The sequence below is a fragment of the Lacticaseibacillus zeae DSM 20178 = KCTC 3804 genome, from assembly GCF_000260435.1.
Taxonomy (GTDB): Bacteria; Bacillota; Bacilli; order Lactobacillales; family Lactobacillaceae; genus Lacticaseibacillus; species Lacticaseibacillus zeae.
Window position 1 is genome coordinate 36952 of the sequence record NZ_BACQ01000050.1, and the last position, 16741, is coordinate 53692.

General features: G+C 49.6%; 15 protein-coding genes. 3 read left to right on the forward strand and 12 right to left on the reverse strand.

Features of this window, described 5'->3' with window-relative positions; translation table 11 throughout:
• Nucleotides 1–235: 235 nt before the first annotated feature.
• From GSO_RS09890 to GSO_RS09905, 4 genes are all read right to left on the reverse strand, one after another.
• The gene (locus GSO_RS09890; RefSeq protein WP_010491662.1) at nucleotides 236–2812 is read right to left on the reverse strand and encodes an ATP-dependent DNA helicase; all 2577 of its coding nucleotides are present in this window, start codon (nucleotides 2810–2812) and stop codon (nucleotides 236–238) included.
• 40 nt (nucleotides 2813–2852) lie between these two features.
• Nucleotides 2853–3458 carry a hypothetical protein gene (locus GSO_RS09895; protein WP_010491664.1) on the reverse strand — a complete coding sequence of 202 codons (606 nt, stop codon included), beginning with the start codon at nucleotides 3456–3458 and terminating at the stop codon, nucleotides 2853–2855.
• Nucleotides 3459–3591: 133 nt separating this feature from the next.
• Entirely contained in the window at nucleotides 3592–3978 is a 387-nt protein-coding gene (locus GSO_RS09900; protein WP_162097789.1) for a CPBP family intramembrane glutamic endopeptidase, read from the reverse strand.
• Nucleotides 3979–4384: 406 nt separating this feature from the next.
• Nucleotides 4385–4606 carry a hypothetical protein gene (locus tag GSO_RS09905; protein ID WP_010491667.1) on the reverse strand — a complete coding sequence of 74 codons (222 nt, stop codon included), beginning with the start codon at nucleotides 4604–4606 and terminating at the stop codon, nucleotides 4385–4387.
• A 492-nt stretch (nucleotides 4607–5098) separates the two neighbouring features.
• Between GSO_RS09905 and GSO_RS09910 the strand changes: the two genes are divergently transcribed.
• On the forward strand, nucleotides 5099–5713 hold the full coding sequence (locus GSO_RS09910; RefSeq protein WP_010491670.1) for a WxL domain-containing protein: 615 nt from the start codon (nucleotides 5099–5101) through the stop codon (nucleotides 5711–5713).
• An 855-nt stretch (nucleotides 5714–6568) separates the two neighbouring features.
• Here the strand turns inward: GSO_RS09910 and GSO_RS09915 are convergent.
• Nucleotides 6569–7381 (reverse strand): PfkB family carbohydrate kinase, encoded by an 813-nt coding sequence (locus GSO_RS09915; RefSeq protein ID WP_010491672.1) that lies wholly within the window; start codon nucleotides 7379–7381, stop codon nucleotides 6569–6571.
• 851 nt (nucleotides 7382–8232) lie between these two features.
• Here GSO_RS09915 and GSO_RS17815 point away from each other — a divergent pair.
• A complete protein-coding gene (locus tag GSO_RS17815) occupies nucleotides 8233–8409 on the forward strand; it encodes a hypothetical protein (protein WP_155807531.1) in 177 nt (58 codons plus the stop codon).
• A gap of 197 nt (nucleotides 8410–8606) precedes the next feature.
• On the opposite strand, the gene GSO_RS09930 is transcribed toward GSO_RS17815, so the two are convergent.
• From GSO_RS09930 to GSO_RS09950, 5 genes are all read right to left on the reverse strand, one after another.
• A complete protein-coding gene (locus GSO_RS09930) occupies nucleotides 8607–10163 on the reverse strand; it encodes a hydantoinase/oxoprolinase family protein (RefSeq protein WP_010491674.1) in 1557 nt (518 codons plus the stop codon).
• A gap of 2 nt (nucleotides 10164–10165) precedes the next feature.
• Entirely contained in the window at nucleotides 10166–11251 is a 1086-nt protein-coding gene (locus GSO_RS09935) for an S-methyl thiohydantoin desulfurase family protein (protein WP_010491676.1), read from the reverse strand.
• A 32-nt stretch (nucleotides 11252–11283) separates the two neighbouring features.
• A complete protein-coding gene (locus GSO_RS09940; RefSeq protein ID WP_010491678.1) occupies nucleotides 11284–12534 on the reverse strand; it encodes a cytosine permease in 1251 nt (416 codons plus the stop codon).
• A gap of 446 nt (nucleotides 12535–12980) precedes the next feature.
• Nucleotides 12981–13991, reverse strand: coding sequence for a PTS transporter subunit EIIC (locus GSO_RS09945; RefSeq protein WP_010491680.1), 1011 nt, complete (start codon nucleotides 13989–13991; stop codon nucleotides 12981–12983).
• A gap of 18 nt (nucleotides 13992–14009) precedes the next feature.
• Nucleotides 14010–14714: an N-acetylmannosamine-6-phosphate 2-epimerase gene (locus GSO_RS09950; protein WP_010491682.1), complete on the reverse strand. Its 705-nt coding sequence runs from the start codon at nucleotides 14712–14714 to the stop codon at nucleotides 14010–14012.
• A gap of 147 nt (nucleotides 14715–14861) precedes the next feature.
• Between GSO_RS09950 and GSO_RS09955 the strand changes: the two genes are divergently transcribed.
• Nucleotides 14862–15677: a MurR/RpiR family transcriptional regulator gene (locus tag GSO_RS09955; protein ID WP_010491684.1), complete on the forward strand. Its 816-nt coding sequence runs from the start codon at nucleotides 14862–14864 to the stop codon at nucleotides 15675–15677.
• A 96-nt stretch (nucleotides 15678–15773) separates the two neighbouring features.
• On the opposite strand, the gene GSO_RS15900 is transcribed toward GSO_RS09955, so the two are convergent.
• Both GSO_RS15900 and GSO_RS18420 read right to left on the reverse strand, forming a co-directional pair.
• Entirely contained in the window at nucleotides 15774–16442 is a 669-nt protein-coding gene (locus tag GSO_RS15900) for a restriction endonuclease (RefSeq protein WP_235500826.1), read from the reverse strand.
• Complete coding sequence (locus tag GSO_RS18420) at nucleotides 16439–16720, reverse strand: winged helix-turn-helix domain-containing protein (RefSeq protein WP_235500825.1); 282 nt, start codon at nucleotides 16718–16720, stop codon at nucleotides 16439–16441. The genes GSO_RS15900 and GSO_RS18420 overlap by 4 nt, the downstream gene beginning before the upstream one ends.
• Between the last annotated feature and the right edge of the window lie 21 nt (nucleotides 16721–16741).

The following is a 16741-nucleotide window of genomic DNA, read 5'->3' on the forward strand; positions in this document are numbered from 1 at the left end:
TCATTTACATTCTTGGGAGATGCGATTACATTCCCAGTGCCAAGGCGAAGCAATCGGAGGCCAGATGGGGATCAGCCGTGGAATTGTTGTTGGTGGGGCGGTCTTTGCCCCGCCTACAACAAGGCCGAGCTTTGAAACCGCGGTTTTTGCGGGTTCAAAGTCGTGCCCACAGCGTTCCATCCCCCTCTGGCCGTAGATTGCGGAGTTTGGCACAGTACATCTTAAATTAGTATCACTACTCCCCAGTCGCCTTTTTCATCGGCAACTTAGTAACTTCCCGAACAACCTGATTGAGAATATCCAACTGCTCGGCATACCGCACCGCAAATGGTTGAGTGGCTGCTTCTGGTTTGGCGGCGGTGACGGCGGCGCGGGGCTGAATGCCTTGGTGCCGCTGGTGATCCAGCCAGGCCAGGATCTGTTCGAACGTGAAGCGACTGAACGTGTCCACCGTTAACTGCCCGGAAAGCAGACTGCCGAGCAGGTCGTGGCGCGAGTCAATCGGGTATATTTTGGTGCGCGCCAATAAGACCCGGAAATCACCAAAGAAAATGAACTGCGACTGGGTCCGGGTTAACGCCGTATAAAAGCTCTGCGCATTTAGCATGCGATCCGCACCGTTGACGATCGCAATCACCGTATCAGCCTGGCCGCCTTGCGCTTTGTGCACCGTAATGGCATACGCCAGCGTCAAGGCACGCGGCACACTGCCAAAACTGTAATAGCAATATTGATCGCCGACCTGAACCACCAGAAAATGCCGCTTGGGATCGATATGAGCCACAACACCCGTATCGCCATTGGCCATGATCGTCTCACGCCAGCGCTTTGTTCCGAATTCATCGGTTTTCTGGAGGCCATTTTCACCTAACACAGCGCGGCGTTCCCAGGTTTTCGGATCAACCAAGGCCACATGTTTGTCATTTTTCAGAATCATCACCCGATCATTGAGGCGCAGGTAGTGTTTTTGATTGGTCACCGGATCGACGTAGCTGCTGACGTACTCGGGCTCGCCTGGCTTGGCAGGGTTAACTAGCGCCTGCAGTTCCGCATTAAACCGCAAACGCCCGGTCGCGCCGATGTTTTTGTTGACAATCAGCAACTGCGAATCCGGCTGGTGCCCATGCTTTGCAAGCGCCTCTTGATACGCCTTAATGCCGGCATCAAAAACCCGCCCTGCATCACGCTGATTGTACAGCGCCACATTACCGCTGACATAGCGATCATCATCCGGCCCAAAAGGCAACGCCAACCGATCACGAATGCGGTTAGCCAGTGCCAAAACGCCTGACTGGCTGTCTTGCCGATAAACCCGCGTCAGCGTTGTCGCCGCAACATGATCGTCTGCCAGACAATCCTTCAAAAAGTTTCCCGGACCAATCGGCGGCAACTGAAACACATCACCCACAAACAGAACGTGTGCCTTCTTGAAGTTCACATTTTTCAACACCGTATACGCAAGCGGCGTCGTCAGCATCGAACTCTCATCCACAATAATCAACCGCGCATCGCCAAACGTTTCCCAATCAGCTTCAGAATCAAACCGATCGAGTTCTTCGCCCGGTAAAAGATGCAGATACGCGTGAATCGTGGCAGCTGGTTCATGGGTATAGCGCGCCAGCACCTTTGCCGCACGACCAGTTGGCGCCAGCAGCACACTTTTCCCTTTAGCTTGCGCATTGAAAAAGTGCACCAGCAAGTTCGTCAACCACGTTTTCCCGGTGCCGGCACTGCCATTGAGCACGCTTAGCCCATGTTGGTTAACGTTTTGAAAAGCGGCTCGCTGCTGATCGTTGATGACCAGCTGGTGGCGATCCAAAAACTTATCCAATTTTTCATCCAGTTCAGTCGGCTTAATCAAGGGTTCGGCCGTTTTTTGCGCTACGGCCATGATTCTGGCCACCGAGCCTTCTGTCGCGAACATGTCGCAGCTGGTGACCAGATCATATTGCTCATTCAGCAAAAAGCCATACGCCAACGCTTGCTTAGGGTCAGCGAACATCGTTAAGTCATCCGTGCTAACGCCCAGTAGTGTGGCCGCCTGCTCTTTGAACCAAGTAATCGTAATGTAAGTCAGCCCTTGCGTCAGCACTGCCGTACGGAAAATATATTGCAACCCGGCCGCGAGTCGGTGCGGATCATTTGGCGCCACTCCCCGACTTTTCGCAAAGGCGTCGACCTTCTTGAAATCGAGTTGCGCCACCTGCATCAAAACATACGGATTGGCATCCACGTGTTGCATGGCCAACTCGGCATCTTTATAGGCTAACCAAATCTTTTCGTAAGTCATGGAGCTGAGCGCTTTACCCCAGTGGTTCGCTAACACCGCGACTTCAAGCTTGCCGCGAATGGCAGTAGCAATTTTTTGAATCGTCGCCGGCCCAACGCCGGGAATTTTCGCCGTCTTAATGTCATCTTTTGAAAAAATTGTCAAAATCGGCGCGTCATCCGCAAAATAATCGTGCAGCCGGCGCAAAACCGTGGGCTGATGGACCAACAGCGTGTCGATCAATTGCCACTGTCGTCGCGGTTCTTTGGGCAAGCCAAAATGCAGCCGCGCCACCTTATAGGAAGGTTTGCGGTAGCGCAATGAATCTGCGTCATCATAAACCAAGTCAGCCGTAATAATGGCCCGGCGATTGTAATAGCCCATGTCGCCGGTCACGGTAATTTCCTGCGTCAGCGTCATTTTCAGCTTAGGATTCGGATTTAAAATTCGCACGGCATAAACTTTATAATCGCTGCTATCGCTGTTAAACAGTAACTTAATAATCTGCAGGTCGACATTTTCATAAACTTGGGCTTGCTCCACGGTACATCAGCCTCCTTTCAATTAGGTTTTGCACTGGCTCCTACAATTGCATTCGTAGCTTGGTCGTTTCATGAGTGGCGTCACGATCCAATTTGGTGGCAATGCGAAACCGAAAGTCAGGTGGCAGTTTCTGGAGTTGTTGCTGCGCCCATTGCTGGAGAAATGTGGCTTGATGGCGCGGTTGGTAGAACACTAAGTCACGCCGGTGGGTACTGTAAACCACCACATCTTGGCGTTCATGCTGCGCCGCCCATTGTAACGCCGCTACCAAAGCAATCAACCCAGCAGACGGCACGTAGAAATTGCGGGCCGGCTTGTAGTCATCCGGCGTCAGCTCAGCATTTGCCGGCGCATCGGCATACGCCAGCTCCTTAATCGCGTCATCCAAAAATTGCGTATGCCGCACTAGTACGTGGTCCGCTGCATCGGTTACCTTGATGCCAAACCGATTGCCGTTCAAATCATTCATCCACGCCAAATAAGCCTTCGTCTGGGCGGGAAAATCCGCCTGCTCGGCTTCTTTTTGAAGATTCGCCATTCCGCGCTGCAGCAAGACACCTTTTGCCGTCACACCATTCGGCAATTTGATCAACTGCTGGTGCTCAGGCGATGTTTGATCGTGTTGTTCATGCTTTTCTGTCATCATTGCCTCACTTCCCAATAAGCTTACCTGCGCAGGCGGTGGGATGCAAACTGGATCAAGGCAGTTTTTGAGTTAAAAGTTTGAAAGTATGTATTGATCTAAGAATCCTGAACAACTCGGGAGCTTAAAGTACTTCTTAGAAAAGAAGGATTATTAGTGTTCCGACGATATTATTAAGAACGTGAAGGGCAATGGTGTTCTGCAGCTTACCGGTTTTTGAATAGACAGTTGCAAATACAATGCCAGAGAAAGCGTATAGCAAGAAACCAAAGACGGTATCGGTCGCATGGACTGTAGCAAACAAGCTGGCACTTAACAATGTTCTTAGCACGATTCTATTTGGACTAAAAAACAAGTTGAAAAGAACGCCTCGGAAAATCAACTCTTCCTTGATCGGCGCGATTAGAATTATTTCAACAATAAGCAGAACTGTGACTATCCAGTTAGCGTCCATAAAAGATTCTCTAATCATTTGGTTGTTAGGCGTTTCTGACTGATGGTAAATCAGATCGTTTAAAGCCAATAGCACCTCGTCCGCGATTACAGTAATGACGTATCCACCAACAATGTACCAAATGTCGCGAAGCTCCACCTTTTGTATCATGCTTCTCTGCGTATATTTAAAAGCAGTCCGATACGCGACGTAAATAACGATCGCACTCGACAAAAAAATGCAGCGGCTAGCATCATTGATGACGAGATTCTTAGTACGTTTGGCACGATCCCTAAGAAGATCGAAGGAACCTGCCAAAAAAATAAAGCAATACAACGTACGCAATTCGTTTAACCAGAGAATCTTTGCTGCTATTCACAAATTATCACAGTCCTTCACTATTTTTTGAATAAGCTGTTGATCGTCAGAGTGAGCGATCCTTGAATCGATCCACGGACTTTTGCCAGCTTTCCATTTCTATCAACACTTCATGTGGTCAGTGCAACTCATCGTAAAATTCATTTTCAGAATCACCAAATTGATCGGCCATCAATATGCCGACATTTTCCCATGCATCATTAATTTCATTATCAGTCTCTACAAATTTAAGTCCTTGTTTGTCAGCCCACTCCCGTCGATTGATGGTCCCACCAAGATCAAGTATACGGGCAGCTCCGGTCAAAAAGTTCCGAAATCCGCTGCGATTAATTTTCAACATCTGAGTTCATCCCGTCTCCCTTTTCAACCGTAAAATCAGTCTACCATATGACGTTTTTAAATCTGCCTGTTTTTCCTGAACCAATTTCTAAACGTGTTTTTCCGGTGTACTTTTCTCAAACAGACCGACTTTTTGACCTAGCAGAATGCTTTTTGACCCGTTCACATGTAAACGCAATGTTTCTCAGCGTCAGGCTTTAGCTGTCCTTCAGTATTCCATCACTTTTTTAATAAATCCGTGAATTTGTTCTTGATTCTCACTGCAAGTCGCAATTTTTGGTAATTATTTTACCGAATTTGAGACAAATGACGGCTTTTTTGCGCTGCTTAGTTTTAATCCCAACCCCAGCTTGCGGCGAATTGTTGCTAGACCGGTTTTGGGTAATTATTCACAATATAAACTAAACAGATTAATTAACTTAACAAGTATCTTGCATACAATTAAAAGTGTTCCAAAAAGTTTTTCATTTTGACATTGTCTGGGGGGACTTTTATGTCAAAGAAACGTTGGATCGGCGGAATTGCTTTCGCTGGCCTTCTTGTAGGGAGTTTGACAACCGGCTCCGTCGTTTTAGCTGCAGACGAAGATACCGGAACGACTAATACGTCAGTCACAGTAACCGGTGGCACCATTGGGCTTTCCGCACCAAGCGCGCTCGCTTTTCCAGGTGTCACGGTTGAAAGTATTGTAAAAGGCAATTTGAATGACCCAGTTACCACTGCCGATAGTTCACTGCTGACGGTGAGCGATTTTCGCGGTACCGGTGCGGGCTATACGGTTTCGGCAAAGGAATCACCGATTACGAATGGTAGTGGTGCGACACTGAAAGGCGCCTTTGTTCAAATGGTGCCCGACACTTTGGTAACGCCTAACGCTGCGGCGCCAGCATGGACAAAGTCGGTTGATTTGACAACAAGCGATCAGCCGCTATTTGCGACCAGTACGGGCCAAGATGGTGGCGGGATCACGAGTTATGACCTCAACAAAGTCACATTGGACGTACCTGAGGATAATGATGTTAAAGCTGGCAACTACAGCGGCGTGATCACTTTTACACTGACACCCGGCCAGCCGGCACAAGCCGCAACGTCCAATCCAGTTCCGTAAAAACGCGACCGCAACGACTGATTAATGAAGGGATAGACGTTTAGACACGCCCATTCCCCCCGATGATCTGCCTTGAACAGAAGGGAGGTGGTCACCGGCGACCGCAATGCATCTATATTTTAAAGCAGGCGCGGGGCTGATCCTGATCACGTCAGCCAAACCCGCCTTTGAGACCGCAATCGACCTAACTGCTGGTAAAGGTTTAGGGTAAACTTTCTCACATTTCCTCTGGACCGCCGAATCGGCTTTGGGGAGCCGAGGATGGCCATGGGGTTTTAGGAACGTTATTAAAAATAGTTAAGTTAATGCTCAGCTTAAGGTTGGCCACCCGCCTTCCTCCGTGGCTGCCAAGTTGCGACAAAAGTTAGATCTAGACTAACGCGCCGTCAACAGAACTTGGTCAGGCCACGACTGAGACGCTCGCAGTCTATATTGATCAAATCTAAAAATGATCACAGACTAACCACGTCAAGCTACAAAGGAGCCGCCGATAACAAGTCGGCGGCTCTTTCGTGTTGAGCGCGAACAGGAGCGCTTAGAAGCTGGAGTGTAAGTGGCCGCATAACAAAATGGCTGGGCTTTGGCCATTTTGTTATGCGGTCCTTACACGCAAGCTTCTGCGACTGTGAGCGCGTTATAGAAGCTGAGCGTGAGCCAGCCTGGTTAGAAGCTGGAGCATAAGTGGCCTCGAGCCTGAATGGCTGGGCTTGGGCCATTCAGGCTCGAGGTTCTTATGCGCAGGTTTCTGGGCTGGCGAACGCGTTATAGACAGTAAAAAAGAACAACTACAACCAGACAAGTATGATCCATCCAAGCTGGAAGAATTATTCTAAGCCAACACCTCGCCTTGCTTCCTCAAGCAATCAACGCTGCCCCATGTCCAAACGACCCCGGCACACGCACCTGTGCCGACGAAAACTTCGTCGCATGACTCAACGACTCTGAAACTTTCGCATCAAGTGTCGGCTTTTTCGAGGAATATAGCGTAGCCGCAAACGAAGTAATATACGCATCCCCTGCCCCTAACGCATCCACCGCTTTAACGCCAAGCGCCTGCTGCCAAGACATCGTATCCTTGACCAGCGCCGCCGAGCCGCGGAGTCCCCGCGAGCAGACAACCTGATCGCAACCAGCTGCCGCAACCCGCCGGCACAGAGCCTCCACATCATCATCAGACTTGGCTTTCCCGGAAAGATACGCAAGGTCAATCTGCGGCGCAATCTTTTTGAACACCCGATCGTTGTCAATCGTTGAAAAGTCATAAATTTTAGGCGCCGTGATGGCTGACAAAAAGGCATCCGCACCACTTTCATTATTTAAGTAGACTAAATCAAAAGTGTTGATGTACGCGATATCATCAGGACTCAATTGAAGCTCCTGGACCGGTTCGCCAACCGTTTTCTGGCGTTTACCGTCACTGAGTCGCATGGTCGTGAAGGCATTGGGACCGTCGTACTGCAGCGAATGGCTGATATCGACACCCAGCTCGCTGAGCGTCCGCCGCGCAAAATCACCGCGGGCATCATTACCAAACGTGCCAAAATAAGCAGCCTCTAGCCCCATCATAGTCGCAAAAACCGCCGTATTGGCAGCATGGCCGCCAAGAAACATCTTCTTGTCTGCTGGATAAAGGTCAACGACATTGTCTCCGATCGCGATGATTTTCAAGAGTCTTTCCTTCTTTCCCACACGAAGCGACATCAGTTGTGTCAGCGCAAGGATAACTGGTAATGCACTACTGAATTTAGTTTACCACAGGTTGTTATGGGGTGCGGTCAGCTTCGGGGATAACAAAAACAATAGCTGGTAGACGACGTTTAAAATATGCAATTAAAAAGCAGCCCAGTAGCCAAAAGTAAGCGACTGTTCTGGTACGATTAATGAGGCTGCTGCCCCCAAGGGGGTGTCCTTATGACGTTGAAAGAATTCTTTGTTTTGGTTATCGCACCGCTGGTTACTAGCATCATAGCGGGAATAGCCACAACGCTATTCGCCCGTTAGTGGAACGGACGGCGATAGCCATGCAGTAGCCCATCCACCCACACGCCTGTCAGCCGTAACGGGCGAAAAAATAGCCGTATCCCCGACCCGGGATACGGCTATTGTGCTCTTATGACTACAAGAATTCTTTGTTTTGTCGCTACAGGTATAGTATCACGAGATTTCAAATAGATCAATTTTCGGGGATGTAAAAAAAGTGGACATTCTGTGAAGAACAAAAACAACGGCTCATTGGGTGCTTCTGAAGAACTCGATAAAATTCAAGTTGAGTAAGTTGCGTGGGCTTAAATCCCACTTTTCAGCATATATTGGCCATAAAGTGGAAAGCTAATCCCATATAAGCAGTATATATTAGTTTATTGTGGTGATCTATGATCCAAAAAAAGACTTTTCTAACAGTCTTTCTCGTTGCCATCCTTTTTAATAGTTTATCGAATTTTGTGGTAACCTACCTCGTCCGCCGATAACCACTGATGAGATAAGTGGCAGCGCTTACGACAACGAGGATGAGGCCGAGGATGCCAGTTGCTAGACTGTTCGCGACTTTGGCAGGCGTCAACCACCGAACAAGTATCAACGTTGCTATCAATAGCAGGCTTCCAGCTACTTTCCAATTTTTTCTAACCATCATCCACCGTCCTAACTGCCAGCCGCTGATTGTTGACTATCAGTTTATTTATACGCGCGGCTTGTAAAGGAACTATGGCGGTTTTGCAAAAATTGAATATCGATTGTGTAAATGAACTGCTTATTTTCTTGTCAGTATTATTAGCACCTTCATAAAGGCTAATGCCTTAAAAGCCCCATCATCGATCAATTGCAAATCAATCAACGACAAGGCTTATTGAGTCTCTAATACGAATTTTTGGCGCTACCATCGCAATAGCCTTTTTTACCGCGCCAAATTCCCCACCACTTTAATCTTCACCCGATTTGCATTTTCCGGATGGTAAGCCAGCGGCACCTCATCGACTTCGACCACTTCAATCGTGGCTTCATCTGCACCTGATTCGATGGCCGCAGCAATCGCCTTTTTCTTGGCGTCGGCCATGGCTTGATCGCGCGGAATCTGGTTGTATGGATAAATGCGGCCGTATTCGCCGGAGACCTGGCTGATCGAAGCGCCGATCGCGTTGGCCACGCCGCCGAGCGGATCGCGCACCAGCTTGCCGACGCCGTCCAGATGCCGCGGCGCAATGATCGCACCACCGCCAACCAAAATGACGGTGGCCGGCTCGGCGCTGGTTTTCATTTTATCAATGGCCACCGCAATCATCTCGCCGATGGTCTTTAACGCAGCTTGCGCAAACTTAAGCGGAATTTGCTTCACCAACTCGGGATCGCCGACATCGGACAAGCCGAGGCGCACGGCAATGTCGGTCGCTGTGATTATATTACCGCCAAACGTCAGCGCCTTGTCGGTAATTTGGTAGCCGACCGAATCCGGCTCGACCCTGACACTACCATCGCGCTGCTGGCGGACGATCGAACCGCCGCCTAAACCGATTGACATAATATCCGGCATCCGGAAGTTCGTCGCCACGCCGCCAACGGTCACCGCAATCGATGACTCGCGCGGGAATCCAGCTTGTAACACACCCAAGTCAGTCGTGGTCCCGCCGATATCGACCACAATCGCATTCTTCAAGTGCGACAGATACGCCGCGCCGCGAATACTGTTCGTCGGCCCAGAGCCAATCGTCAGAATCGGAAAATGCCGGGCATACGCCGCCGTCATCAAGGTGCCGTCATTTTGGGTCAGATATAACGACGCATGCTTAATCCCCGATGCCGCCAGCGCCTGCTCGAAGCCGTCCACAGTATTTTCGATGACGCGGAAAAGGCCGGCGTTCAGGATCGCGGCATTTTCGCGTTCGATTAAGCCGAGCGAGCCGACTTCATGCGACATCGTGACTGGAAAATCGGCGCCATAAGCTGCGTGCACCAGATCGGCGGCTTGCTGCTCCTGATCGACCCGCAAAGCAGCAAACACCCCGATGATGGCAACCGAGTCGACTTCCCCACGCCACTGCTCCAGCACCGCGTTGATTTCATCGGGATCAATTTCGTTCAAAATCTGGCCATCATATTCGTACCCGCCTTTGACAACCGCATACTTGCCTGACAACTTGTTCACCAAATCTTCCGGCCAGGCCGTGTACGGCGGAATCGCCTCAGTTGCCGGATACGCCAGACGCAACACCCCGACGCGCGCAATATGTTTACGCTCCACAATCGCATTGGTGATTTGGGTCGTTCCGAGCATGGCCTTGCTGATTTGATCGCGATCAAGCGGCTGATCAGCAAGCACCGCTTGAATGGCGTTGCCAATACCGGTTTGAATGTCTTTGGTCGTGTGGCGTTTAACCGAATTAATCACGTGATGCTGGTCGTCCAAAAGAATCGCATCCGTATTCGTGCCGCCAACGTCAATGCCTAATCGATACATGCTTACCCCTCCTTCACCAGTTCTTCAACTGGCCGATAATCGTAATCGAAGCCAAAGTAACGCGGCCCGGCCGTTTTAATGCCTGCCTCCGTTCGCCAGCGCGCATCTGCCGGGGTGGCCAACACTTTCACACGCTTGCCGTATTTAATGACCTCGGTCGTGACCGGCAATAAGGTGTCCGCATCGACAATTTCAATCAGATCAGGCGTCATGACCAGCGGCTTCCCATTGCGCAATGCCAAAAGATTCTCGTTTTGAATCAAAACGCTGAGATGCTGATCCTGAAAATCGTTGAAGCCATCAATTTTAATATCGCCAACGTTGAACCCGCGCTCGGTGCGCCGCTCGACATCGATGACTTTACCTTCAAAAATTAAATGCCCATTCGTGACTTCAAGAATTTCCGCCAACGCCTTAGCCGGATTCAGGTGGGCATCGCGGATCCGCAAGCCGACCTGTTCGCACAGCGTGACAATACCGCGAATCCCGTTTTGCTTAATCTGTGCACCGCTTGAAGGATACAGCGCCACTGTTGCACTGCCGCCCATTTCCACGGTCTGGACTCGTGCCAAGCGTTCCGCCCACTTCGCGTCAATCGTTTTGATCACGCCTGCGTTGCCTTTTTCATCCGTGATCACCATGGGCGTTGCTGCCACGCCGCCTAGATAGAACGTCACCATCTGTAACTCGGGAAACGCCCGTCCCATGCCGTCGCAGTCCACCAAGGGAATGCCTAGCGACGCCGCCAGTGCAATCGGCACCATCGAGTTCACCCCGCCGGCCTCCATGGGAAACGTGCCGACGAACCGGTGCCCAGTATACTGACTCAGCATGGTGAAAACCCGTTCGAACTCATCACCTTTGGGAATCTTCTCCATCATCACAGCCGGCGCCCCCATAATCGCCGCGGGACAAAAATAATCGTCATCGTTGATCTCAGAAACGTCTAACATCTTCACGGGACCATTTTTCTTAATGGCTTCCAACGCCATCAGCTTGCCTAAAAAGGGATTACCACCACCGCCAGCGCCAAAAAAAGCTGCGCCAGTCGCGATGTTTTCGATTGATTCTTCGTCTAATAACCGCATAATTGCCTCCTTAACATTCACCAGTACACGTCTTAGTCCAACTCAGAAGCTTTATCCCACTCCGGATGCAACTTCGCGCCGGCGTAATAAAGCACAAATGCGAGGATGATGCCCAACACCGGAATATTCGGGATGACGGGCCACACAACCGGCAAAACGCCAACAACCGCGCCTAACGCCCACGCGGACAAGCCAAGCCAGTTCACGCCAGGCACTGACTGCCAACTGTGCAAGTCACCACGATGAATCACCCAATAGGACGCCGCCATCGCACCGGCCACCGGCGGAATCATGGCAGAAAAGATGTTCATCACCGGCTCAAAATAGTTCAAAATGCCGATAATCGACAAAATCGTGCCGCCTACACCGACTAGAAACAGCGTCAACTTGCGGTATTTTTCCGGGATATTAAAAATATTCGCCACGGCAATCCCGCCAGAATACGCATTCACCACGTTGACTTTCCACGTGCCCAAAATCAGCGCCAGGCCACCGATGACCGGCGAGCCGATTTTCATGAAAAGACTGCTAATATCATTCGACTGAAACGCAATCGTCAACACCGCGCCAACCGCAATCATCAAGACACCCGCGGGAATGACGCCGAAAATAGCCGCCTTCACCACATCGCTGCGCTTTTTGGAAAACTGCGCGTAATCCCCGACAATGACGCCGGCCATCGCGAATGAGCCAACCGTCGACGAGAAGCCGTTGACAAACGACACGGTGCCACTCGGATGATAGGCTGCAATCGTCGCCGCCGCGTCCTGCTTAGCAAACGCGAACCACAGGCCATACAAAATGACAATCACCAAATACGGAACGGCGACGTAGGCAAGCAGGCGAATCAACTTCACGCCATACATCGCGGTCACCACCATCAACAACCCTGTCAACAGCGAAGCCAGCCAAGCGGGAATCGGCAAACCCAAATACTTCAGCAAGTTGTCCACCGCCAGACCGCCAACATTCGCCTGAATGCCAAACCATCCCAACGCCGCAATCGCGATGATAATCGAAATCACTTTCGACGACCCAACTTTTCCAAACACCTGTTGAGCCACCACGACCGCCGGCTTGCCTTGGTCAACACTCTGCATCCCTTGCGACACCATCATCAAGACGATGAACCCATACCCGGCCAACCCGGTCAAAATTGCGGCCGGAAGCGACATCCCCGTAACCAGGCTGCCACCAAGAATCAAGCTGGGAATCGAGACCAACGCCCCACAAAGAATCATGGCTAAACCGAACCAAGTTTGATCACGTTTATTTTCTTCCATACTCGGCACCTCACATATTTTTCTAATAATTGCGGACTTTTCAACTGAGTTCGCGGGATAATTTGGGAATTCAGCTGAAATGTAATGGTTTGATTATAGAATTATGAGATTAGTTGTCAATGGGTTCATTTGATTTTTAGGTTAAAACTTGGGTGAGGTTTTGACTTATGCGCGTGTGTTTAGGGTGTTCTGATGGTGATTGGAATCGCCGATAGATCTTGTGTGAGCCAAGGCTTTGCGGCGGAAAGGTTCTGCAGAAATTAAAAAAATCCGAATCTGCATATGATTTTTGCAAATTCGGACAGTTAAATTTTAATTTTGTTATGAAGATAACTGGAGTGACAGAATGTTAACTCATTCGCCACTGCAATGTTCAGAGTGAAAGTGCGTTTTTCGGATGGCAAATTAAAGGCAGGGCTACAGTTTAACAACTCACGGCCTTACCATTAACCATCAATCCCCAAAATCGCATTAATTTCCTGACTATACAAATCCGACTTACCGCCAAAGACCGCCTGGACACCGCCGCTGACTTCCAACACCGCAATCGCGCCTAGTTGTTTCATTTTCGCCTTATCGACTTTCGCGCTGTCAGCAACCGCCACGCGCAATCGGGTCGCGCAGGCTTCGACGGATTCGATATTCTGATGGCCGCCGAGCGCATGAATGATTTGCATTGACTGCTCCGCCAAACCTTGATCGGCCGATGCCGTTTTTGGCGAATCTGCCGTACCGCCAGCCAGTGAAGTCGCCGGTTCATCGTCCAAAGCCACTTCCGAGCCACCCAAAGAAGTGTACCAAAACATCGGATAGATAGTGTGATGCAACCCCACCGCGCCGGTCAGTCGAAGCAGAAAACCGTAAAAGAACGTCCCAATGCTCCCCATGGTGGCAATGCCTTTTCCCGCCGATGTCAAAACGCCTTGAATTGGCGGCCAAATCAGATAAAAAGTCACCCCCAGCAAAATCGCCGCAATCGACGAAATAATCGGAATAAACCGCGAACCGCCGAAGAATCCCAAAAACTGCGGCAATTCGATTTTCCGAAAATGATTGTGCAGATAAGCGACCACACCGCCGACCACGATCGATCTTAAGACGCCAGTATCAATCGTGGCATCCTTAGCCGAAAACATTTGCAGCAAGCCGCTAATTGTTGCGGTATAAACCAGAAATGCCACGGCACCAGACAGGCCTGCCGTGCCACGATCACCTTTCGCAAGACCAACCGCCACACCAATTGTAAAGATCAGCGCAATGTTAGCAAAGACAGCATTCCCGGCGAGGTTCATGACTTTTAAAATCGTTTGCAACCACGCCTGGTCCAGAAACGGATAAGCGGCCAACGCGCCTTTATTGGTTAATGCCCCACCCAACCCAAGCAGCAACCCTGCTGCCGGCAGAATCGCAATTGGCAGCATAAACGCTCTGCCGAGTTTCGAAAACTGCTTAAACATCTTACGTCCTCCGTTTGTTTAATTTTTAGTAGTTGCGTCCAGTGCCGCGACAAATCGCCGGGCTATTACCAGCGGACGGGTAATAGCACTCCCCGCCACGATGCTCGTCACGCCCATCTGCTGAATCCGCTGTGCTTCCTCCGGCGTATTGATGTGCCCTTCCGCAATCACATCAACGCCTTCGTCGACCAACCTCTGAATCAGCGTAAAATCAGGGCCATCATGCTTGCCACTTTCCGGTGTGTAGCCGCTCAACGTTGTCCCCACAAAATCAATACCCGCATCCCAAGCGTTCACCCCTTCTTCAAACGTTGAAACATCAGCCATGAACAACTGCTGCGGATATTTTTCTTTAATCTGCCGAATAAATTCGTTAATCGTCAGGCGGTCATGCCGCGGCCGCAACGTGGCGTCTAACGCAATCACCGCCACACCAGTCGCAACAAGCTGATCCACCTCGGTCATTGTAGCCGTGATAAATGGCTGTTCCGGCAAGTAATCCTTTTTGATAATGCCAATAATCGGCAAATCAACCGCTGCCTGAATCTCTTTGATATCGCGGACCGAATTTGCCCGAATTCCGACCGCTCCCGCCTGTGCAGCGGCCTTGGCAAAAAGCGGCATCACCCCACCGTTCGGACTGTACATCGGCTCATCCGGTAATGCCTGGCAAGAAACAATCAATCCATGATGCACTTTTTGGATGAACGCTGTCTTCTCCATTCTCCGTTTTCCTCCAATTCTTGTATTTTTGGATTTTAATTCCAAAAGAATCGTAGCATCTCCGACAACCAATGTAAACGGTTAATTGGACATTTACTCCAAAAAGTGTCAAAATTTGGAAAGAAAATGGAGGAGGCTTCCGTCCCAATGGCATACGCAGACATCATGCACAAGCATTACAACGAGCTCACCAAATCGGAGAAAAAAGTGGCCGATTATGTCCTCTCGGTTGGGCAAAAAGTCATCTACGCCACGATGACAGACATAAAAAAAGCCACCCATGTAGGTGACGCAACCATTGTCAGATTCTGTCAAAAACTCGGCTATTCCGGCTTCACCGACTTCAAAATCGAAATCGCCAAAGAAGACTTCCCTAAAACCAAACCGGCGACATCCGTCCACTACTACGACCACATCGCCCAGCATTTAAGTGACGCCATCAAGGCAACCGCCGCTCTCATCAAACCGGAAACTCTCCAAACAGCCATTCAAATGATGACCAACGCCACCCGCATCTGGATCTTTGGCGTCGGCGGCAGCGGCGAAATCGCCCACTCGCTATCCTCGATCCTCCTCCGATCCGGACTAAAATGCACACCAGAAGCAGACCCCCACTTCCAAGCCCAAATCGCCTCGCTCCTCAGCCCCAACGATCTAGTCATCGGCATCTCCCTATCCGGCAAAACCAAAGACACCTACGATTCACTAAAAATCGCCCACGACAACGGCGCCAAAGTCATCGCCATCACCAACGCCACCGTCTCCCCAATTGCACAGTTAGCGGACGTAACACTACAAACCGCCATTGAAGAGTTTCTCAATGGCGGCTCGGTGGCTGGGCGCGTGTCCCAGTTGTATATTTGTAATGTTTTGGCGGAGGGGTATGAGCAGATGAATCATGTTGATGCGTTGGCGTTGAAGGAGAAGGTGCTTAGAGCGATTATTGATAAAAGTATTGGGTAAATCTTGTACTATAAATTGAAAAGTAAAAGTAAAAATATTGAAAACTATTTGCTTAGACAAATCGTTTTCAATCAAAACTTATCATCCATATGCGGACTATTCAAAATAATCTTCATCAAGCTTCAGCAACTCATCATGGTACCGAACTTGAACGCCCACGTGGTATTTAAGCATTAAGCCTGATAACCGTATGCCATCTATTAGCACAATTGAAAATCCCTTTGCGGTTTCTTGGGCCGATTTGCTAAAACTTGATGTTGTGATAAACACACCCCGATCAGCATGAACCCGAGAAAGTGCTCCATAAAACGTATCAATTGCTGGGCGTTGGACAATATTGCTTGCCTGATAACGTTTAGCCTGAAGATAGACGGTGCTAGTACCTAAAGGATCTTGATTGATGATAGCATCAATGCCACCATCATTGCTTTGTGGAGTTACAATCGTTGAACCATTTTGTCCTTGATAGCCCATCTTCGTCAATAAATCCGCGACAAGATGTTCAAAGAAAACTGGCTCGGATTCTCTGATTCTCTCTATAAGTTCGGTGGCAATACGATTATTGTAAGCAATGATTTGACCCCTAATTTGGTCTAATTCGTCAATATCGATTGTTCCCAAATCCTGGGCGTTTGAGAATCCATCTTCTCGGCTGCGCTGGGCAAGCTCTTTTTCGTGCGTTTGATATAGCGGCTGTTCATGCACTTTTTTGGAGGTCAGCTTCACTCCATACTCCTCTACTAAATTTCTGCCAAGCTTCGTCATTCGATAAACTGCACGTCTGGGACGCTGCAAGAGTCCCCAATTACCAATTCGGACATTGCCCATGAAATACGATCTTCAATAATTGAAGTTTTATGTTCAGGGCTTAGTTTCTTTTGATAAAGCTCCTCAGGCAGATTAAGCAGTGAAACCGTTGCAGCAACCAATTCTTGACGATTCCACTGCTCTTTTGTACTTGCCGAAAGCATAACCGGTCCCAAGAGACCATCCCAACTTGGCAAGCCATGGTTACCTTGCTTTAGTTCAGCATAATTAATCATAGATTCTCCTCACAACGGTAT